The organism is Stenotrophomonas sp. STEN029 (genome assembly GCF_056760015.1).
The window spans coordinates 1-19,008 of record NZ_JBRREC010000038.1; the positions used below are offsets into that span (position 1 = coordinate 1).

Genomic DNA, 19,008 nt, shown 5'->3' on the forward strand with positions numbered 1-19,008 from the left:
GGGGCACTACCGGCAAAGCCTCTGCCGAGCATGGCTCGGCACTGTGAGGAGTTCGCTTGGAAAGCCCCCAGCCGAGCATGGCTCGGCACTACAGCTTGGGGTTCGCTTGGAACACCCCCTGCCGAGCATGGCTCGGCACTACAGGTGGAGCGGCGCGCTGCTACTCTTGGGGCGACATCCCGGGAACAGGTAGCAACATGGATCGACGTCGTTTCATTGGCGGTACGGCATTGGCGGCGGCCTTGCCGCTGATCGGCATGCAGGGCGCATTGGCGGTCGCGCGCGGGCAGCTGCTGGCGGCCGGGCTCAACAAGGGCGACACGGTGGGGCTGGTCAGCCCGTCCTCGGCCAGCAGCGAGCGGCTCAGCCTGCAGTTGGCGCGCGAGGCGATGGAAGCGCTGGGCTTTGTGGTCAAGACCGGGGCGCATTACGCCGCGCGCCATGGCCACCTGGCCGGCACCGATGCCGAACGCGCCGGCGATCTCAACGCCATGTTCGGCGACAAGCACGTCAAGGCCATCATCTGCGTGCGCGGCGGTTCTGGCGCCGCACGGCTGTTACCGCTGCTCGACTACGACCTGATCCGCGCCAATCCCAAGGTGTTGCTCGGTTATTCGGACATTACCGCGTTGCATTGCGCGATCCAGGCCAAGACCGGGCTGGTGACCTTCCACGGCCAGATCGGCGCAGGCAGCTGGAATCGCTTCAACGTCGACCAATTCGATCGGCTGTTCTTCAAGCGCGAGCTGATGCAGTACCAGAACCGCAGCGAGAGCGACGATGAACTGGTGCCGCGCGACAACCGTACGCTGACCATCCGCGGTGGCAAGGCGGAAGGAGAGTTGATCGGTGGCAATCTGACCGTGCTCACCGCACTGGCCGGCTCGCCTTATCTGCCGGATTTCACGGGCAAGATCCTGTTCCTGGAGGACGTGGCCGAAGCGCCGTATCGCATCGACCGCATGTTCAGCACCTTGAAGCTGATGGGCGCGCTGGACAAGATCAACGGCTTCATCTTTGGTGAGTGCACCGATTGTTGGCCGGGTGACGGCTATGGGTCCTTGACCCTGGACCAGATCTTCGATGACTACATCCTGCCCTTGAAGATTCCGGCCTACCGCGGCGCGATGATCGGCCACATCAAGGAGCAGTTCATCGTGCCGATCGGCGGCAAGGTCGGGATGGATGCCGACGCCGGGACCTTCCGTCTGCTGGCGCCGGTGCTGAGCGGGGCGTGATGCGCGCGACGACGTGGCGCGGTGCGAGCACGTCGTCCTTGCACCGGGCTTATTCTTCTTCGTCGCCTTGCGCGTCTTCGTCCTGATCTTCATCCTCCGGCGACAACCACCAGGCATGGCCGTCCTCGCGCACCGGCTGCGGCAACTCGCGGGTTTCGATCGCGTCCAGATGACGGCCGCTGCCGCCGGTGACCCAATCCTTCAACAGTTTCTCGACGGATAGCCGGCTCTGTGCCGCAACGCCGAGGTTGCGCTCACGCTGCCATGCCGTGTCTTCATCCGGCTTCGCGGCATGGCTGTGCGGTGCGCCGTAACTGCAACGCAGGCAGTAATGGCGGATGCTGCGGGTCCAATCCTCGGCATAGCCGATGCCGGGTGCGCTGGCGCGCAGCAGCGCGTCGATGTCGTCGGCGCTGTCCGCGCGCACGAACACCACGAAGGTCTGGAACTCGGACGGCTCCAGTCGCTCCAGTTCGTTGAATACATGCACCTCGCGCTCGCCATCGAAGCGTGCGCCGGTGGGGGCACCGTCGTGCAGCACGATGTCACCGAAGCGGTGGCCGCTCTCCGGCAGCGGCACGTTGAGGATGCGTGCGCGCACCGGGTCGATGCGGCGCATGAACACCGTCTCGCCGGCACTCCAGGGATTGAGGCGTACCACGGCGACACCGAAGTTGCCGTCGATGGGGCCTTCACCTTCGGGCAGGGTGATATCGCAGGCGGCCCATAGCTCGCGCACTGTCGTCCATTGGCCAAGGCCGGTCGCCGCGATGGCCGCGTTCCAGTGCTGGGCCTGGCTGAATTCTTCCGCCAACGCGATTGCCTGCAGGTTGTCCCGCAGCGATCCGGCCCAGTCCATCTGGTATTTCAAGGCCAGCCCGCGCATATAGTGGTAGAACGGGTTGTCTGGATGGTGTTGCAGCAGCACGTCGAAAGCGCGCGTGGCATCGTTGAGGTGGCCATCATCCACTGCCGTGTAGGCATGGTTATGGATACGTTCCAGATCTTCGTGTTCGGTGCTCATTACCGGCAGTTCCAACAAGGTGCCCGAATGATGTCACGAGCTGCGCATCTCAGGGCTGGCTTGGACTGGATTGCAGCTTGTTGAAGTGCAGTTGGCCGCCCTCCCGTTGCACACGAAGGCCTTGCACCTTGCCGTCCGCGCCACGCAGGAATTCGAACCGCGGCTGCGAGGCGTCGCCAGCAGGGTTGACGAAGCGGGTAGGCGTCAGCGCTTGCAGGCGACGCGGAGTTTCGTCAGCTTGCGACACGACGAGCATGTCATCGTCCACTGCCACCCGGAAACGGTCGTGATCGAAGTAACCGCTCATGTTTCCTGTGACGCTGCTCGGCAGGTTGGGCGCCAGAAGATAGCTGCCTTCGAAGTCGGCCAACGCTGCGGTTGGCAACTGCATGGTGCGCAGGACCGGATTGATGCCGCTGATGTCGGTCAATGCGTTACGCAGCTCCGCTGCCAGCCTGCCGCCATTGGTGCCATTGGTGAGTATCACGAAGCCGTCGCCGCTGGCGGGGTAGCCCTCGATCCAGGCGCGATAACTGTCATTGCTGCCGCCATGGTGGAATACACGGGACCTGCCTTCGCCCTCCAGGCGTGGGCCAAGCCCATGCTGGCTGGGCGCCACCTCGGTCATCATCGCAATGGCCAGGGGCTGGGGAAGAAAGGCGTCTTGCCCGCGGTAGGCGTTGAGCAATGCCGCGACGAAACGCCCCAGGTCATTGGCACTGGTCCAAAGACCGGAGGCTGCCTGCTCCGGAAAGCTTTCCCAGCCCCTGGGCAGGGCTGTAGGTTGCCCCTGTTTGTCGTGGGCATGGGCAACATTGCGGGTGTCGGCGGGGAGTGGATTGACGAAGGTGCTGCGTGACATGCCGATCGGGCCAAACACGCGTTCGTCCGCCAGTTGCGCGAACGATTTGCCGCTGGTGTCCTGCAGCAGCAGTTGCTCGATGGTGACGCCGCCGCCGGAATAGAGCATGCGGCTACCCGGCGGGAACTGGATGCGTACCGCTGCATTCTTCGCCGGCGCTTGGCCGTTCAAGGTTTGCAGCAGGGTAGGCAGCGTTTCGCCAGGTTGGTAATCCTCAAACCCCCACACGCCCAGGCCTGCGGTATGCGACATCAGCATCCGTAGGCTGATTGTGTCCGGGTCGATACCGGCGTCGGCGGGGATCTTCCAGGAGCGCAGGTAGCCGTTGACGCTACCGTCCAGGTCAAGGCGGCCGTCGGCAACCTCGCGCAAGCTGACCGCGGCGGTCACGACCTTGCTCACCGAGCCCACCGAGAACAATGTGTCGGCATCCACCGGGGCATTGCTGCCGGCCTGGCGTGTGCCGAAGCCGCGCGCATAGACAAGCTTTCCATCACGGATCACCGCCACCGAGGTACCCGGAACGCTGTGTTGTGTCATACGTTCTGCAAGTGACCAATGAGGGAGCGGGGCGTGCAAGGGCAATACCGAAGGGCGCAGGCCGTGCGCCAGGGCATCGTCGATTGCCTCGCGAGGATCGGAGGCGAGCGCGAGGCTGGCGAAACAGGCCATCAGTACTACCAGCAACGACCATCGGGCACGGAAAATGCCTTGCTTGAACTTGCGGCTCATGGGTCTTCGCGTCCGGACCGGGGCAGGTCCGCGCAGCTTAGCGTGCGGTTGCGGGTGCTGCTACTTTAGCCGCGCTTGAGCTGTGCCTTGCAGGCAATGCTGGCTGCCGGCACCGTGTGCTGATGCAGGCGCAGAAGATATGGCGTGCTTTACATGTCGATAACGGCCGCGTGGTCAGCATTGGCGTCGTTGGTGGCAGTGGCGGTATTGCGACTCCACCTGCCGACAACCTCGCACGGTGGCGTGCTCCACCACGGACTAACGGAGAATGAAGATGGATGTACGCAAGGTATCGACACGCCATGTGCTGGGTGCAGCGGCAGTGCTGGCTGTATTGTCCGCATGCGGCAAGCAGGACGCGGCGACGCAAGCGCCTGCAGGAGCGGATGCGGCAGCAACAGCAGCGGCCACTTCCGCCGACCGGGACGGTACACAGCAGCCGCTGCAGGTGGCCGTATTCAACCCCGGCCAGGGTGGCATCTTCGCGGTGTCTTCCGAGGTGTTGACCGGTGTGCGTGACGCGGTGCTGGTGGACGCGCAGTTTTCCACTGCTGATGCGGCCAAGCTGGTCGAGATGATCAAGGCGTCAGGCAAGAAGCTGACGACGATCTACATCAGTCACGGTGATCCGGACTACTACTTTGGCCTGGAGACCTTGCACGCTGCATTCCCCGATGCGCAGATCCTGGCCACCCCGCAGACCATCGCGCATATCCAGGCCAGCAAGGATGAGAAGCTGAAGATCTGGGGGCCACAGCTGGGTGCCAATGCGCCCAAACAGTTGCTGGTGCCTTCTCCCCTGCAGGGCAACAGCCTGCAGTTGGAGGGGCAGGAGTTGAAGGTGATCGGCCTGGACGGCGCCAGCCCGCAGCGCACGGCCTTGTGGGTGCCATCGATCAGTACGGTGATGGGCGGTGTGCTGGTGGATGCCGGTTCGCACGTGTTCATGGCCGATACGCAGACGCCGCAGTCGCGTCAGGATTGGCTGGCCGCGCTGCAGCAGATCAAGGACCTGGCGCCGGCGCGGGTGATTCCCGGCCACTATGCCGAAGGTGCGCCACAGGACCTGGCGGCGGTTGAGTTCACCGCCAACTACATCCGCGCCTTCGATGAGGAAGCGGCAAAGGCCAAGGATTCGGGTGCGCTGATTGCGGCGATGAAGCAGCGCTATCCGGGTCTGCCAGGTGAGGCATCGTTGGAACTCAGTGCCAAGGTGACCAAGGGCGAAATGCCTTGGAAGTAACGGCGTGATGCAAAATGGGAGCGATATCAACTTCATGGAAGATCATTTTTGAAAAGTCGATTTCTTGCTGTTCTCAGCATCGGCGTCCTGGTTGCAGGTAGCGCCTTGGCCAAGGAAGCCATTCGATTGGACGCGTCTTCCGATGCGGCGGCTGAGTCCAGTTGGGAACGGATGGTCGAGTCAGTCAGTGCTTCGAAAAAGCAGAAGCTCCTGGTCGCCATGCTTCAGATCAATCTGGAGGGTGTGAATTCTGCCTACGAGGTGGCGGGCAATCCGGAATTGCAACGCTTTGGTATTGCCAGGGTGAAGGACAGGGTTGCCGGCCTGGATGCTGATGAGATCATTGCGTTGAGAGGTTGGGCCTCCAATGCCGGGATCCGGATCCAGTCAGTCGAGTAGCGTCCAGTCACGTATGCAGCTGGAACCCATTCCATGCACAGTTTGGGTTCCGGGAACGTTGCGTTCATGCTGCAAGCCGGTTCGGCATCCCCCCGCCAGATGGCCGTTGGGATGCCGAAGTCATCGCTGCTCCACGCACACTGCGTCGGTCCTGGAAGAACTGCCTGGATCAGGAAATCGGGTTGGAGGCGCGATCCGCAGCAGAGTTGGCAAGGCGCTTCTTCGCCTTGGCGGCATACATGGCGGCATCGGCATGGCGCAGCAGGGCATCGGCGTCATTGCCGTCGGCGGGGAAGCAGGCCACGCCCACGCTGGCATCTATCTGTGGCGTGTCGCTGCCCAGGCTCTGCAGCAAGGCCAGCCGCGCACGCAGGGCAGTAGCGATGTTCAGGGCATCACTGGGGCTGGCGCAGGCCGGCAGCACGGCAACGAACTCGTCGCCGCCGACGCGGGCGATAAGGTCGTTCTGGCGCAGGCCATCGCGTAGCTGGCGGGCGGCATCACGCAGCAGGCGATCGCCGGCTTCATGACCATAGCGGTCGTTGGCGGCCTTGAAGCCGTCCAGATCGATGTAGAGCAGTGCCAGCCCGCTGCCGTCACGCGCCGCACGCTCCAGCGCCGCTTCCAGCTCGCGCCGCAGGTGGTAGCGGTTGGGCAGGCCGGTCAATGTGTCGTGGCTGGCCAGATGCTCCAGCTGTCGTTCGATCCCACGCAGGGCGGTTACCTCATGGCCGACGCCGATGCGGATGCCGTATTCCGGCAGCCATTTGGCCGACCATTGGATGTCGACCACGCTGCCATCCTTGCGGATGTAGCGGTTACGGAAGTTGGAGCGTGGCCGGCCTTCCATCACGTCCAGTGCCGACTGCTCGGTGGCGGCGCGGTCTTCCGGATGTACCAGATCCATGATCTGTCGGCCTTTGGCCTCTGCAGGGGTGTAACCGAAGATGGTCTCGAAAGCAGCATTGACCATCAGCAGCTCGCCATCGGGGGCAACCATGCACACTGCGTCGGGTAGCAGATCCAGGACTTCGCCGAGCGGCGGCAACTTGAAGGGCATGGGCAATACGGCAAATACGAAGGTTGGGATTATGCCGCGTCCAGATTACTGCGTATGTCGGGGCGCGACCCACTCCGATCTGCACGCAGCTACTCCAAGGACAGGGGAGGGGGCTGGCCGTTGATGACGGATAAATCCTGAATGCGCGGAGCCAATGGCACGCCTGCCAGCCCCAGTCCGATTCGCTGGCGTGCTGACCAATGCGCCGGGCGGCCAAGCCTGGTAGCTGCCAAGCCCTCCTGTCAGGCACTCGCCACGGCTTTGACGGCGCTTGGGACGGGACCGCCATCGATACTTGCTTCCGCAAGCGCATGTGGCTCCGGCAGGGGGCAGCCGATCAGCCGCCGGCCGTTGCAGGCATCTGGGTCTGGGGCATTCCCATCCGTGGCAGTCCACCGGATGCAGCTGCTGGAGGCGGACTCCAAGGCACCGAGCGGTGCGGGACCGGCAACTTCCAGTGGCCGGAAATGGCGGTGATTGCCGGGCATTGCGCGATGTTGCCGGGTCCTGCCAACCGTTCGAGATGAATCCTGACGCGACGGTTTTGCTACCCTGTGCTTCTTTGGGTTCTGGGGTTGCTCCCCGCGGTTACTCCATGGTGTGGTTGCGTGTAGCTCTGATTTTTCCGTTGATCGTGATCAATACGCTGGCCCATTGCCTGCCGTTGTTCGTGGTGGCGTTGTTCAAGGCGGTACTGCCGCTGAAGTCGGTGCGCCCCGCCTGCAATCCGCTGCTGACCGGGCTGGCTGAAAGCTGGATCGCGGTGAACAGTGCAATGATCCATGTGTTCACCGCGACCCGTTTCACGGTCAGCGGCACCGAGGGCCTGGAGCGCGATGGGCATTACCTGGTGCTGGCCAACCACCAGAGCTGGGTCGACATCCTGGTGCTGCAGAAAGTATTCAACCGTCGCATCCCACTGCTGCGCTTCTTCCTGAAGCGCTCGCTGTTCTGGGTGCCGGTGCTGGGCCTGGCCTGGTGGGCGCTGGATTTCCCCTTCATGGGCCGCTACAGCCGCAAGCAGATCGCCAAGAACCCGGAGCTGGGGCGGCGCGACATGGAAGTGACGCGCAAGGCCTGCGAGAAGTTCGCCAGCATTCCGGTGTCGGTGATGAACTTCGTCGAAGGCACCCGCTTCACGGCTGCCAAGCACGCCGCGCAGACCTCGCCGTTCAAGCACCTGCTCAAGCCAAAGTCCGGCGGTGTGGCCTTCGTGCTGGACGCGATGGGCAAGGGCCTGCATGCCTTGCTGGACGTGACCATTGTCTATCCGAAGGGCATTCCTTCGATGATGGACCTGATGGCCAACCGCTTGCCGGAGGTGAAGGTGCTGGTGCGCAAGTTGCCGATCCCCGCCGAGTTCATCGGCCGCAACTATCAGGAAGATCGCAACTTCCGCGCCCAGTTCCAGCAATGGATGAATGGCTTGTGGTTGCAGAAGGATGAGGACATCGCCCGTCTGCTCGAAAGCAAGGCTTGATCACCACCATCGTTGAAAACAAAGGCCCCTGACGGGGCCTTTGTTGCTTTGCAGGGTGCTGGATCCGTCAGCGATAAACCCGTTCGCAGTGGGTCTCGACCACTCGCTGGCCGTTGCGCTCCTGGTTGCGGCCCTGCACGTTGCGGCCGACAAGGCCGCCGGCTACCGCGCCGCCCACCGTGGCGAGCTTGCGGCCATTGCCTTTGCCGACCTGGTTGCCGAGCAGGCCGCCGACCACAGCACCGGTGGCGGTGCCGGCAACCAGGTTCTGGTCGCGCGCATTGTTGGCTACCTCAACCTTGTTGCAGACCACGCGGCTACCGTCGTTGAAGCGGCGGCCTTCATCGCGGGGGCCATAGGTCTGTGCGTTGGCGCCGGCGGAGAGAAGCATTGCACTCGCGGCAACGGCCGAGGCCAGGGTGATATGAAACTTGCCCATGTCGGTACTCCTGATTATTGGCAGCGCAGTTTTGCGCCAATGTGCGTCCAGCCTGCACCCACGCAGTGAAATCCGAGGTGAAAGGTGACTAGCGCAATTGAGCCTGCGTTCATGCAATCCGCCGTGCAGCCTGAAGCTTCCTCGGCTTGGGTGTACAGTGCGCGCCATCCTCCGTATTGAAGAGATCTGCGCATGAGCATTGATGCCGCTTTCTATCCCATTGGTACTCCCGGTAAGCCATGGGGCGAGCAGGAGCGCGCGCAGTGGCTGGAACAGCAGCAGGTGCAGCGCAGCTATGCAGATGAGGTGTTGAAAAAAATCGATGCGCTGCGCGATCGTTTCGATGTCACCCAATACGGTGAGCTGGACTATCCGTCGGGCCGTTACCCGCTGTTTGCGATCCGCAGCCAGAACTGGGACGAGGCCTTGCCGGTGATGTTGGTCACCGGTGGCGTACACGGCTATGAGACCAGCGGCGTGCAGGGCGCGCTGCAGTTCGTCGACCAGCATGCGGACAGCTATGCCGGCCGCTGCAACCTGCTGGTCGCCCCCTGCGTCAGTCCGTGGGGTTATGAGCGCATCCAGCGCTGGAATGCCTTGGCGCTGGATCCGAACCGCTCTTTCGTGGACAACAGCCCGGCACAGGAATCGGCGGCGCTGATGGCCTTGGTTGCCCCCGTGCAGGGGCGTGTGCTGATGCATATCGACCTGCACGAAACCACCGACACCGACGAAACCGAGTTCCGTCCGGCGCTGGCCGCGCGCGACGGCAAGCCGTTCGAGCCGGGCGAGATTCCTGACGGCTTCTATCTGGTGGATGACACCGAGAACCGCCAGCCGCAGTTCCAGCAGGCGGTGAATGCCGAAGTCGCCAAGGTGACCCATCTGGCCCCGGCCGACGAGCACGGCGAGATCATCGGTTCCAAGGTGGTGGCCGAAGGCGTGATCGAATACCCGCTCAAGGCCCTCGGCCTGTGCGCCAGTGTCAGCGGTGCGCGCTACACGACCACCACCGAAGTCTATCCGGACAGTGCCAAGGCGACCCCGCAGCAGTGCAATGATGCCCAGGTGGCGGCGGTGATCGGCGCTCTGGATCACGCGCTGGCGCATCGCTGAGGTTTTGGCTCGGCAGGTTTGATGAGAGCCCACCCGGCGCAAGCGGGTGGGCTTTCCATTTGTGGCCTCGCCACCAACCAAAGTGGCGTCCCCGGAGCATCCGTAGCCCGGGCAAGCGAAGCGCACCCGGGAAGCACGCGCCGCAACAGCCCGAACGGGCGATCATGCACCATTGCGCTCTCTGGGCATGCCGGTAGCGCCCATGATCTTTCACATCACCACCCAGCCGCGTATGGAACATGGCGGGCATGAAAACCTCGTCCCTGCTGCTTGCAGTGTTCGCCTTGCCCAGTGGCCAGGCTCAGGCCGAAGACGCACCGGAATTCGACCGTCCAGGCATCGGCTTTTCCACCAGTACGGTTGGCAAGCGCGTCGTTGTCTGGGAGCAGGGCTTGCCCGATGCCAGCCGCGATCGCAGTGCTGGCCTGACCACCACCACATGGACCGCAGACACGCTGTTGCGGGTCGGGCTTGCCGATACGCTGGAGTTGCAGTTCGGCGCAGATAGCTGGAGCGAGCTGCGGCAGCGCGGCCCCGGTATTCGGGTGCAGGACAGCGGCGGCGGCGACGGCAGCGCGGCACTCAAGTGGGCACCAGCGCTGGTCAACGAACAGCTATCAATGGCTTTCAAAGCAGGGGCCAGCCTGCCTTGGGGCAGGGCACCGCTGGGTGATGCGGGGCATGACTACGACCTGGGCATGACGGTGGCATGGGCGCTGCCGCGCGAGAGCAGCCTGGCGTTCTACATCGACCGGCAATGGGGCGATGGTGGCAATGGCTGGTTGTTTTCGCCCAGCTATGGTTTCGCCTTGCGGCCGCAGTTGTCGGCCTATGTCGAAGCCGGCTACGGCACCGGCGCGCAGTACATGCGTGCGGCCGGTGCCGGTGTGACGTGGATGGTGGGCCCGCGCGTGCAACTGGATGCATCGTTCCTGCGCGGGCTGGATGCCGACACCACCGATTGGCAAGGCGGCGTCGGCGTGTCGATGTCCTTCGATTGAGAGCGTGGTTCAGCGATTGACCGCAGGGCCGTATACGCCGCTGTAGCCAGCTGCGCAATTACTGGTGCAGTCGCTGGTGAGCATGTTGCGCACGATCAGGCCGGCGTTGTTCTTCGAGCGGAAATGGCCGACGCCGCTGCTGGTGTCGCCGCCGCCGAAGTTGTAAGGGCTGCCGTCGCTCCAATCCCAGTCGAAGCTGTAGGCGCTGCTGCCTGCGCCGATGTCGACCTGCGCGTAGACATTGGTGGCGCTGTTGAACAGTGCGCCATCGGCACAGCCGGCGCTGTAGCTGGTGGTGAAGCAATGCACCTGATCACGCGAGCCGGCGGTGATGGTGTAGAAACGGATGCCGGTGTACGTGGCCGGGAACGTGCGCAGGCTGCCGCTGCCACTGCCGGTCCAGCGGTTGTAACCGTAGTAGGCAACGCCGGTGCTCGGGTACAGGCCGAAGGTGTAGTAGTTGTACGGGAAGACATAGGCCTCGGCGTTGCAGGTGGGCGCCAGGGTCGATTGATAACCGGTGCTGCGGCAGGTCTGCAGGCCGCGCAACCCGCCAGCGATGTTGATGAAGCGGCGCACGCTGCCTTGATTGGCGTTGTACTTGATCGAGGCCAGGGCCATGGTCGCGCCCAGCGAATGGGTGACGATGTCGACCTGGCTCTTGCCGGTATAGGCCTTGACCTTGTCGATGAAGGTCTTGAGGGTCTGATAGGTGGCCGGTGCGTGGTAGTTGTACTGCGGCGCCGCGCGCTCGCTGGCGCTGAGGTAGGTGATGCCGAACAGTTCGCAGTCGTTGTAGCCGGCAGCCTTCAGTTCGGCATAGATCGAGCGCGGCGGGGTGCTGTAGCCGGCCACCGCGCCGGCGGGCATGTCGAAGCTGATGGCGCTGTCGCCATTGCCGGGAATGAACACCACCGGTGTCTTGCTGGCGGTACAGCTGCCGCCACCAAAGCCGCCCTGGCCTACACCGGGATTGAACCCGCCAGCGTATTGGTTCGCCGTGCCGGTGCAGGTGTAACCGTTGTTGCTGCCGCACTCCAGGGCCTTGGCGCTGGTGGGTGCCAGCATCAACATGGCGCCCGCCAACGGCGCGGCCAAGGCGCTGAGCAGCCACGAGGAAATGACGGGGACAGATCGTTTGCTCGACATCTGGCGGCTCCGGTAGGTGTGCGGGTTGATCCATGCAGCATCCGCCCGGGCCGCCGGGGCAGGCAGTGTCCTTTAGGGAAACTTGCAGTGCAGCACAGGCCCCGCGTTATCTGCGCTTGCGTATCAGCATGGCCGAGGCCTGCAGGATGGCGCGGGTCAGCAAGGCCATGGTTTTGACCTCTCCCTTCCAGTGCTGCCAGTACAACGGCACGTCCTCCCAGGCACGCGCCTTGACGTAGACCAGGCGCCCGCTCTCCAGGTGCCGACGCACCAGTGGCAGCGGGTTCATGGTCCAGCCCAGTCCGCCGAGGTTGGCGTGGACGAAGGCGCGGGTGGAGGGGATCCACCAGGTCGGCGCATTGTGCGGCTGTTCGACCCCGGCCAGACGGCGTGCATAGCGGGCCTGCATGTCGTCCTTGCGGTTGAATACCAACACCGGTGCCTGCGCCAGCGCCTGTGCGGTCACGCCCTTGGCGAAATGCCTGGCATGGAACTCGGGGGTGCAGGTGGCGGCGTAGCGCATGCTGCCCAGCGCATGGATCTGGCAGCCCTGCACAGGCTCGGACAAGGTGGTGACCGCACCCATCACCGCGCCCTGGCGCAGCAGGGCAACGGTGTGGTCCTGGTCTTCGGTGTGCAGGTCCAGGGTGGTGGAGGTGCTATGGGAGAAATTCTGCACCGCCTCCGGGAACCAGGTTTCCATGCTGTCGTGGTTGACCGCCACCGGGATGCTGGCGCGTGGCAACTCGGCGTCGCTGAGGCCGATGCGCTCGAAGGCGTCGCGCTCGAGCAGCGCGGTCTGTTCGGCCAGCTGTACCAGCACCTGGCCCTCCGCTGTTGCCTCGGTGGGGATGGTGCGCTTGATCAGCAGTTTGCCGACCCTGTCCTCCAGCGCCTTGATCCGCTGCGATACCGCCGAGGCGGTGACGTTCAGCGACAGCGCCGCGCGTTCGAAGCTGCCTTCGCGGATGACGGCGGCCAGTGCCCGCAACTGGGCATGATCGATGCGCATATTAAGTTCTGCTAATGATGGTTAACGAAGTTTAGCTCTACTTTTCATTGCTGCATTGCGACAATTGCCGCGTCCGGACGTGCCGGTGGGTTCTCCCGCTGCGTCCTTCCCCCAGGTAACAAGGTTTTTCCTCATGTTTTCGGTTATTTCCGCCCAAGCTGCCGGCAGTGCCTGGCTCAGTGGTGCCGGTATCGGTATCGGTCTGTTCGCCATCGTCGGCGCGCAGAGTGCGTTCATCCTGCGCCAGGGGATCATGCGCCAGCACGTGATTCCGATCATTGCCACCTGTTTCGCCATCGATGCGGTGTTCATCATGGCCAGCGTGGCCGGCCTGCGGCAGCTGACCGCTCAGCTGCCGTGGCTGACCACCGTCCTGCTGTGGGGTGGTGTTGCCTTCCTGACCTGGTATGCGGCGCAGTCGGCGCGGCGTGCGGTGGCCGGTGGCGGTGGCATGAAGCTGGATGACAACGGCGAGCAGTCGTTGCGTGCAGCCCTGATGGCGGCGGCCGGTTTCTCGATCATCAACCCGCATTTCTGGCTGGACATGATGGTCATTGGTTCGATCGCCGACAACTTCGGCGAGTCGCGCATGGCGTTCGCCATCGGTGTGGTGACCGCCAGCGGTGTGTGGCTGACGGTGCAGGGCCTGGGCGCGCGGATGCTGGCGCCGTTGTTCACCAAGCCCTCCACCTGGCGCATTCTGGACGGCACCATCGCCGTGATCCTCAGCGTGCTGGCCTTGACCCTGGCGATCCGCGGGGTCAACTGAGGCCAGGCTTCATCCGGTCGTTTTGGGGGCGGCCGGGTCATACCCGGACCCGGTCGGATCGACGCTTTGGCAGTCGCATCAATATCGCCCGGGCAAGTGCAACACACCAGGCAGCAGAAACCTGCCGTTCTCCCAGACTGACCGGCAACAGGCCCGGGTACGTTGTGCTTACCCGGGCTGCGGCCTTGCAAGCGTTGGCGGCTAGGTGGCCGGGTTCCAGCGTGCCGGCCACTGGAGGATGAAATCCTCCACCTTTGCCAACGGCATTGGTCGTCCAAACACATAGCCCTGGCCCTCGGCACAGTGCTCTTCCTTCAGCTGGTCCAGTTGCGCCTGGGTTTCGACACCTTCGATGGTGGTGCTGATGCCCAGCTTTTCGCACAGGTGCGATACAGCGCCGATGATGGCGCTGCCCTGGCTTTGTTCACCCAGGTCGCGGACGAAGGACTTGTCGATCTTGACCTTGTCGAACGGGAACGCGCGCAGGTAGCCGAGCGAGGAGTAGCCGGTGCCGAAGTCGTCCATCACGATCGATACGCCGGCCTTCTTCAGTTGCAGCAGCTGTGCAGACGCGGCCTCGATGTTGGTGATCAGTGCGTTCTCGGTGATCTCCAGTTCCAGCCGTGCCGGTGCCAGCCCGGTTTCTGCCAATACCTGCTCGACGCCTTCCGCCAGATCGGGCTGGGCCAGCTGCGATACCGACAGGTTCACCGCGATCTTCATCTGCTCCGGCCACTGGCTGGCATCCCGGGCGGCCTGGCGCAGCACCCACGCGCCCAGCGGCAGCATCATGCCGATGTCTTCAGCCAAGGCGAGGAACTCACTGGGTTCAAGCAGGCCACGTTGCGGGTGATTCCAGCGCAGCAGCGCTTCAAAACCGGCGACCTGGCGCAGGCGCAGGTCCACCAGCGGCTGGTAGTGCAGCTCAAACTGCTGTTGCTGCAGGGCCGCGCGCAGTTCGGTCTCCAGCTGCCGGCGGCGCTGCATGCGCGTATCCATTTCCGCCTCGAAGAAACGGTAGCAGCTGCGGCCCTCGTCCTTGGCCCGGTACAGGGCCAGATCGGCGTTGCGCATCAAGGTGTCGGCAGCGTTGGCCTGGTTGTCGATCAGGACGATGCCGATGCTGGTGCTGATGGCGAACTGGTGGTTCTCCAGTTCGACACTGCGGCCCAGTTCTTCCACCAAGCGCGCAGCCAGCGTGGCGGCGGCCTCAGGCATGCGGCTTTCCGATGCCATCAGGATGGCAAACTCGTCGCCCCCCAGTCGCGCGACGAGGTCATTGCCGCGTACGCAGCCGAGGATGCGCTGGGCGACTTCCTGCAGCAGGCGGTCGCCGGTGGGGTGGCCGAGGCTGTCGTTGACGTCCTTGAAGCGGTCCAGGTCGAGCAGCAACAAGGCGCTGTGGTGTCCACGACGGGCGGCGATCAAGGCCTGGTCGAGCTTCTCGAACAGCATGGTGCGATTTGGCAATGCGGTCAGCGGATCGTGCTGGGCCAGGTAGGCAATGCGAGCCTGCGCCTGCCGCCGCGCATCCACGTCCTCCAGCACGCCGGCCCAACTGCTCAGGCTGTGGCCGATGCGGGCACCGCGGGCGCGTAGCCAGCGCCACTTTCCGTACAGATCCAGTACCCGGAACTCCACGTCCAGCGAGGCCGCTTTGGTGGCGGTGAAACTCTGCTCCAATGCGATTTCTATCTGTGGCAGGTCGTCTTCGTTGACCCGGCGCAGCCAGCCCTTGCCGAGCGCATGGTCATCGGGTTGGCCGGTCAGCTCGCGCCAACCGGTGGCCGAGAGCACCGTTCCATTGCGATCGGATTGCCACAGCACCAGAGCGCCGGCCTCGGCGACGGCGCGGTAACGCTGCTCGCTGGCCTTGAGATCACGGGTCAGGGCGCGCGCTTCATCGGCGCTCTTCTTCAATGCATCGACAGTGCCGCTGAGGCTGCTCTGCAGGCTGCGCACTTCGCGGATGTTGGACGGGTGTGGATCGGGCAGGGGGGCGAGGTTGTCGACGACGCCATGGCTGCGCTGGACCAGGGCGCGGATCGGCAGCAGGATGCTGCGGGCGATGGCGTTGGCCCAAAGCAGGGCGATCACGGCTGCGACGATGCCACCGAGAATGATCCCGAGCAGCGGTTGTAGCCAGCGGGCCTGGAAGCTCTGTTGTGGTTCTCCCACCACCAGCGTCCAGCCCGGTGCGGCCTGCAGCCTGTGGAAGGCGAAGATCACCGGCGTGCCTTCCTTGCTGCTGGCATCGATCAGCCCGTGTTGGCCGCTGCTGCGCTGCAGCGTCCGCCAGTCGGGCACCTGCTTGCCGATATAACGTTCCGGCGAAAGCGATCGCGCGGCAATGACGCCGTTGTTGTCGACGACCGCAGCCAGCAGCTGCTGGTCGTTGCCGCTGCCCATGATGCTGGCGATCAGGCGATTGGAGGGCTGTACCATGGTCAGGACGCGGGTGCTGCCGGGCTCCTCGAAGGGCAGGGCGATCGCCACTTCCGGGGTGCTGGTTCTGGCGTTGGTGAACAGGTTCGAGACCTGCACCTTGCCTTCGCGACGTGCGTCGTACAGCAGTCCGGTCGGCAACGTACGGGCATCCTCGCTGTCGTCCTGGATAAGTCGGATATCTGGATTCTCGCGTGCCCATGCCTGCAGCTCGGGCGCTGTCTCGCGCAACTGGGGTGCCAGCAGCGATAGCAGGCGCAGCTGGTTGACGTTGTCCTCGATGCCTTGATCCACGCCGCGCGCAAGCGCGGTGGCGGTTTCCTGCAGACGCTGCTCGGAGCTTTGGCGGTAGTCGCGCGCCGCATTCCATACTGCGAAAGCGCCGATCACCAGCAGCGGCAGCAGCGTGGCCAGAATCAGAAGGTGCAACCGGGAATGCAGACCACGGGTGCGCGGCAACGGGTCCAGCGTTGCCGATGCGTTAGTTGCCAAGCGTGAGTCTCCGGTTTCCATTCCAGCTTAGCGCATTACACCGCTTTACCTGCAGGATTGCAGGCATGGTGTGGCCCTTTCATGGCGCGAACTCCGTGTACCTGGGAGCAGGATGATGCGGGAAGTATTGCCTGCAACTGTCCGATTTCTGCCGTGCAGGACAGGTGTAGGAGGATCGGTGGATGTGTGATTTCAATCACGCTACCACGGTTCGGTTCCGCGAGCGTGCAGGCCGGCTGCGCAGCGGCCCGTGCCTGGGTATGAGGGGGGCGTTGCGCCCCCAGGCAGCCGGGACGGTCAAGGCCGCTGTTGCCTGAACAACCACTCCCACATTGCCGGATTGCGGTAGGTTGGGTCCCAGGCGTTGTGGTGAACGTCGGGGTACTCGGTGTAGCGGAAGTTCGCGCCTGATCGCTGGCTGGCGGCGGCGATGGCGCGGTCGTCAGTGGTGGGCACCAGTTCGTCCAAGGCGCCGTGGAATATCCAGATGGGGACATGGCGCAGGCGGGTGGCGGTGCTCTGGTAGGGGTCCTGCTCCGTCGCAACCTGGTCGACCATCAGTCCGGGTCGGTCGGCACGTGGCGCGCGTAGCGCACCGCATATCGGTACCAGCGCGGCGAACTGGTCGGGGCGGGTCAAGGCCAGCTCCCAGCTGCCGTAGCCGCCCATCGAAATGCCACTGAGATAGATCCGTCGCGGATCAGCTGCGAACTCGGCGCTGGCCGCGTCCAGCACGGCCAGCGCCATGCGCGCATTGCGGCCGCGCCATTCCTCACCCTCCGGTACCTGCGGAAATACCACCAGCGCCGGGAAGGTATCGCGATTCTGCGTAAGCCATGGGCCCACGCCGGCCAGCGTTGGCTTGAGTCCATCGTCGCCACGCTCGCCCGAGCCATGCAGGAACAACAACAAGGGACGGGCGCCGGCAGCGGTTGCGGAGGTGGCCGGCACGAACACCTGATAGCGGAATTCACGGCCTTCAAAGCTCAGTTGGCGGGCAACGAACTGGCCTTGTACCTGGGCACTGGCGTTTGCAGTTGCGGCAGGCGCAGTGCTGCAGCCCAGCAGCAGGATCGACAGGAAAAGCGATGTCAGGGTACGAACCATGGTGCCGGACTCCGTTGTGAACGGCGCTAGCCTAGCGTGATTGGGCCTGTGCCAGAATGCCTGCCGAAGCATCGCTGGTGCGGTGGGAGTTATTGGAGTGGTGCATGAGGAAGGTGCTGATCGTTGTGCTGGCGACACTGCTGGCTGCTTGCAGCCAGGGGCTGAGCGGAACCTGGAGCGACGGCATGGGGCTGGTGAGCTACACCTTCGCGTCCGATGGCAAGGTCACGGTGCAGACGCTGGGCAAGTCACAACGGAGCCACTACAGGCGTGAGGGTGACAGGCTGAAAGTGGATGCGGCGGACGGCAATGGCGAAGCCTTGGAGTTCACTGTCAACGAGGATGGTTCGCTACAGGGGCCGATGGGCGTACGTCTGCACGAGCAGGAGGAATAAGCTGATGCCGTTGCCGTGTGCCCGTGCCTGCGGCTGTACGCCCGAACCCCGCCGGGTCAGGGCGTAGAGCCACCTGCGCCTATCACTTCAGCGCCACACGTACATGTAGCGCAGGACCAGCTGTGAGCCTGCGGCGCGGTTCCTGGCCAAACCTTCGGCGTAGGCATTGCCGATGAAACGGTGCGGCCCGCCGCGCCACTGCACGCCCGGGCCGATGCCGAACAGGCGTTCCCTCGAGTCGGCTTGGGCATGGCCGTTGATGCGATCCGCACTGGTCTGCTGCAGCTGATACATGGCCGCGCCCACCCGCCAGTGCGCATTCAACGCATAGGACGCGCTCAGGTTGTAGTGAAATGCCTGGCCAGGTTGCACACGCCGGACCGGTTCACCGAAGGCAGTTTGCAGGCGAGTTTCCGGATCGTTGCTGCTGCCATTCCACAGATACATGAAGCGGCCACTGATTTCCCATGCGTCGCTGCCGCGCCAGGTGAAGGCGTAGTACGGATTGAAGCTGTAGTAGTCGGCGCCAGCATTGACCGTGGCATCGCGATCGTAGTGGCCAATTGGCAGCGTCACCCCCAGTGCAAGCCGTGAGTCAAGCCGCCTGCCCAGCAGGCGCTTGTCTCGCCACTGCACATAGCCGCCGATACCGGGGTTGCTGATGCCGCTGCCGCGCATGTGGGCTGGGCCAAGTTCGAGATCAAGGTCGAGCAACGGTACGATGACCTCGGCACCAAGATTGCCACCAAAGGCTTGCTGTGGACTGGTGTAGGCGTAGTGCAGGCGGGCGATCCAGAGCGCGCGATCGTAGTTGATCGGGCGCTTCTCGCCACTGGCGTCATAGCTGCGGTTGGCGTCAAAGCGGCTGTTGCTGGTCTGGAAGAAGTGGCCGATACCACCGCCGCCGTCCTCGAAACTGGTCGCGCCGGTATTCACCCCCGGCAGGGCGAGGTCCGCGGCGTGGACGGGTGATGCGATCAGCAGCATTGCGGTAAAAAACACAGGCAGGCGAGTGCGATCTTCCATGCGTGATGCTCCTTGTGGA

Annotated in this window: 17 protein-coding genes; 8 read left to right on the plus strand and 9 right to left on the minus strand. The window is 63.9% G+C overall.

The features are described from left to right. The first annotated feature begins 197 nt into the window (after positions 1-197). Positions 198-1,238, plus strand: a complete 1,041-nt coding sequence (locus ACVOLI_RS10145; protein WP_481534512.1) for a S66 peptidase family protein — start codon at positions 198-200, stop codon at positions 1,236-1,238. Positions 1,239-1,287: 49 nt separating this feature from the next. On the opposite strand, the gene ACVOLI_RS10150 is transcribed toward ACVOLI_RS10145, so the two are convergent. Together ACVOLI_RS10150 and ACVOLI_RS10155 are read right to left on the minus strand one after the other, a co-directional pair. Then, positions 1,288-2,262 carry a hypothetical protein gene (locus ACVOLI_RS10150; RefSeq protein ID WP_481534513.1) on the minus strand — a complete coding sequence of 325 codons (975 nt, stop codon included), beginning with the start codon at positions 2,260-2,262 and terminating at the stop codon, positions 1,288-1,290. Positions 2,263-2,311: 49 nt separating this feature from the next. Then, a complete protein-coding gene (locus ACVOLI_RS10155) occupies positions 2,312-3,856 on the minus strand; it encodes a serine hydrolase domain-containing protein (protein ID WP_481534514.1) in 1,545 nt (514 codons plus the stop codon). Between the two features lie 274 nt (positions 3,857-4,130). Between ACVOLI_RS10155 and ACVOLI_RS10160 the strand changes: the two genes are divergently transcribed. Together ACVOLI_RS10160 and ACVOLI_RS10165 are read left to right on the plus strand one after the other, a co-directional pair. Further along, positions 4,131-5,099: an MBL fold metallo-hydrolase gene (locus ACVOLI_RS10160; protein WP_481534515.1), complete on the plus strand. Its 969-nt coding sequence runs from the start codon at positions 4,131-4,133 to the stop codon at positions 5,097-5,099. Between the two features lie 48 nt (positions 5,100-5,147). Then, a complete protein-coding gene (locus tag ACVOLI_RS10165; RefSeq protein WP_481534516.1) occupies positions 5,148-5,498 on the plus strand; it encodes a hypothetical protein in 351 nt (116 codons plus the stop codon). A 169-nt stretch (positions 5,499-5,667) separates the two neighbouring features. Here ACVOLI_RS10165 and ACVOLI_RS10170 read toward each other — a convergent pair whose 3' ends face one another. Further along, the gene (locus tag ACVOLI_RS10170) at positions 5,668-6,558 is read right to left on the minus strand and encodes a diguanylate cyclase domain-containing protein (RefSeq protein ID WP_481534517.1); all 891 of its coding nucleotides are present in this window, start codon (positions 6,556-6,558) and stop codon (positions 5,668-5,670) included. A 595-nt stretch (positions 6,559-7,153) separates the two neighbouring features. Here ACVOLI_RS10170 and ACVOLI_RS10175 point away from each other — a divergent pair. Further along, the gene (locus ACVOLI_RS10175) at positions 7,154-8,038 is read left to right on the plus strand and encodes an acyltransferase (RefSeq protein WP_481534518.1); all 885 of its coding nucleotides are present in this window, start codon (positions 7,154-7,156) and stop codon (positions 8,036-8,038) included. 67 nt (positions 8,039-8,105) lie between these two features. On the opposite strand, the gene ACVOLI_RS10180 is transcribed toward ACVOLI_RS10175, so the two are convergent. After that, a complete protein-coding gene (locus tag ACVOLI_RS10180) occupies positions 8,106-8,429 on the minus strand; it encodes a glycine zipper 2TM domain-containing protein (protein WP_481534547.1) in 324 nt (107 codons plus the stop codon). Positions 8,430-8,669: 240 nt separating this feature from the next. Between ACVOLI_RS10180 and ACVOLI_RS10185 the strand changes: the two genes are divergently transcribed. Both ACVOLI_RS10185 and ACVOLI_RS10190 read left to right on the plus strand, forming a co-directional pair. Continuing rightward, positions 8,670-9,593: a M14 family metallopeptidase gene (locus tag ACVOLI_RS10185; RefSeq protein WP_481534519.1), complete on the plus strand. Its 924-nt coding sequence runs from the start codon at positions 8,670-8,672 to the stop codon at positions 9,591-9,593. A 248-nt stretch (positions 9,594-9,841) separates the two neighbouring features. Then, on the plus strand, positions 9,842-10,594 hold the full coding sequence (locus tag ACVOLI_RS10190) for a transporter (RefSeq protein WP_481534520.1): 753 nt from the start codon (positions 9,842-9,844) through the stop codon (positions 10,592-10,594). A 9-nt stretch (positions 10,595-10,603) separates the two neighbouring features. Here ACVOLI_RS10190 and phaZ7 read toward each other — a convergent pair whose 3' ends face one another. Together phaZ7 and ACVOLI_RS10200 are read right to left on the minus strand one after the other, a co-directional pair. Then, positions 10,604-11,743 (minus strand): extracellular native short-chain-length polyhydroxyalkanoate depolymerase PhaZ7, encoded by a 1,140-nt coding sequence (gene phaZ7 / locus ACVOLI_RS10195; protein WP_296245941.1) that lies wholly within the window; start codon positions 11,741-11,743, stop codon positions 10,604-10,606. A 106-nt stretch (positions 11,744-11,849) separates the two neighbouring features. Beyond that, positions 11,850-12,755: a LysR family transcriptional regulator ArgP gene (locus ACVOLI_RS10200; protein WP_282265371.1), complete on the minus strand. Its 906-nt coding sequence runs from the start codon at positions 12,753-12,755 to the stop codon at positions 11,850-11,852. Positions 12,756-12,888: 133 nt separating this feature from the next. Between ACVOLI_RS10200 and ACVOLI_RS10205 the strand changes: the two genes are divergently transcribed. Continuing rightward, positions 12,889-13,524 carry a LysE/ArgO family amino acid transporter gene (locus tag ACVOLI_RS10205; protein ID WP_282265376.1) on the plus strand — a complete coding sequence of 212 codons (636 nt, stop codon included), beginning with the start codon at positions 12,889-12,891 and terminating at the stop codon, positions 13,522-13,524. Positions 13,525-13,725: 201 nt separating this feature from the next. Here the strand turns inward: ACVOLI_RS10205 and ACVOLI_RS10210 are convergent, their stop codons facing one another. Both ACVOLI_RS10210 and ACVOLI_RS10215 read right to left on the minus strand, forming a co-directional pair. Further along, positions 13,726-16,461: a bifunctional diguanylate cyclase/phosphodiesterase gene (locus tag ACVOLI_RS10210; protein WP_481534521.1), complete on the minus strand. Its 2,736-nt coding sequence runs from the start codon at positions 16,459-16,461 to the stop codon at positions 13,726-13,728. 297 nt (positions 16,462-16,758) lie between these two features. Further along, a complete protein-coding gene (locus ACVOLI_RS10215; protein ID WP_481534522.1) occupies positions 16,759-17,568 on the minus strand; it encodes a carboxylesterase family protein in 810 nt (269 codons plus the stop codon). A 104-nt stretch (positions 17,569-17,672) separates the two neighbouring features. Here ACVOLI_RS10215 and ACVOLI_RS10220 point away from each other — a divergent pair, with 104 nt between their 5' ends. Continuing rightward, positions 17,673-17,963 carry a hypothetical protein gene (locus ACVOLI_RS10220; RefSeq protein WP_481534523.1) on the plus strand — a complete coding sequence of 97 codons (291 nt, stop codon included), beginning with the start codon at positions 17,673-17,675 and terminating at the stop codon, positions 17,961-17,963. Between the two features lie 87 nt (positions 17,964-18,050). Here the strand turns inward: ACVOLI_RS10220 and ACVOLI_RS10225 are convergent, their stop codons facing one another. Further along, positions 18,051-18,989, minus strand: coding sequence for a SphA family protein (locus ACVOLI_RS10225; protein WP_481534524.1), 939 nt, complete (start codon positions 18,987-18,989; stop codon positions 18,051-18,053). Positions 18,990-19,008: the final 19 nt, after the last annotated feature.

Bases quoted from the DNA above. Each gene is read 5' to 3' on its own strand.
- ACVOLI_RS10150 (WP_481534513.1), bottom strand. From the start codon at position 2,262: ATGAGCACCGAACACGAAGATCTGGAACGTATCCATAACCATGCCTAC.
- ACVOLI_RS10200 (WP_282265371.1), bottom strand. From the start codon at position 12,755: ATGCGCATCGATCATGCCCAGTTGCGGGCACTGGCCGCCGTCATCCGC.
- ACVOLI_RS10160 (WP_481534515.1), top strand. From the start codon at position 4,131: ATGGATGTACGCAAGGTATCGACACGCCATGTGCTGGGTGCAGCGGCA.
- ACVOLI_RS10185 (WP_481534519.1), top strand. From the start codon at position 8,670: ATGAGCATTGATGCCGCTTTCTATCCCATTGGTACTCCCGGTAAGCCA.
- ACVOLI_RS10180 (WP_481534547.1), bottom strand. From the start codon at position 8,429: ATGCTTCTCTCCGCCGGCGCCAACGCACAGACCTATGGCCCCCGCGAT.
- ACVOLI_RS10225 (WP_481534524.1), bottom strand. From the start codon at position 18,989: ATGGAAGATCGCACTCGCCTGCCTGTGTTTTTTACCGCAATGCTGCTG.
- phaZ7 (WP_296245941.1), bottom strand. From the start codon at position 11,743: ATGTCGAGCAAACGATCTGTCCCCGTCATTTCCTCGTGGCTGCTCAGC.
- ACVOLI_RS10145 (WP_481534512.1), top strand. From the start codon at position 198: ATGGATCGACGTCGTTTCATTGGCGGTACGGCATTGGCGGCGGCCTTG.
- ACVOLI_RS10205 (WP_282265376.1), top strand. From the start codon at position 12,889: ATGTTTTCGGTTATTTCCGCCCAAGCTGCCGGCAGTGCCTGGCTCAGT.
- ACVOLI_RS10220 (WP_481534523.1), top strand. From the start codon at position 17,673: ATGAGGAAGGTGCTGATCGTTGTGCTGGCGACACTGCTGGCTGCTTGC.
- ACVOLI_RS10155 (WP_481534514.1), bottom strand. From the start codon at position 3,856: ATGAGCCGCAAGTTCAAGCAAGGCATTTTCCGTGCCCGATGGTCGTTG.
- ACVOLI_RS10170 (WP_481534517.1), bottom strand. From the start codon at position 6,558: ATGCCCTTCAAGTTGCCGCCGCTCGGCGAAGTCCTGGATCTGCTACCC.
- ACVOLI_RS10190 (WP_481534520.1), top strand. From the start codon at position 9,842: ATGAAAACCTCGTCCCTGCTGCTTGCAGTGTTCGCCTTGCCCAGTGGC.
- ACVOLI_RS10175 (WP_481534518.1), top strand. From the start codon at position 7,154: ATGGTGTGGTTGCGTGTAGCTCTGATTTTTCCGTTGATCGTGATCAAT.
- ACVOLI_RS10215 (WP_481534522.1), bottom strand. From the start codon at position 17,568: ATGGTTCGTACCCTGACATCGCTTTTCCTGTCGATCCTGCTGCTGGGC.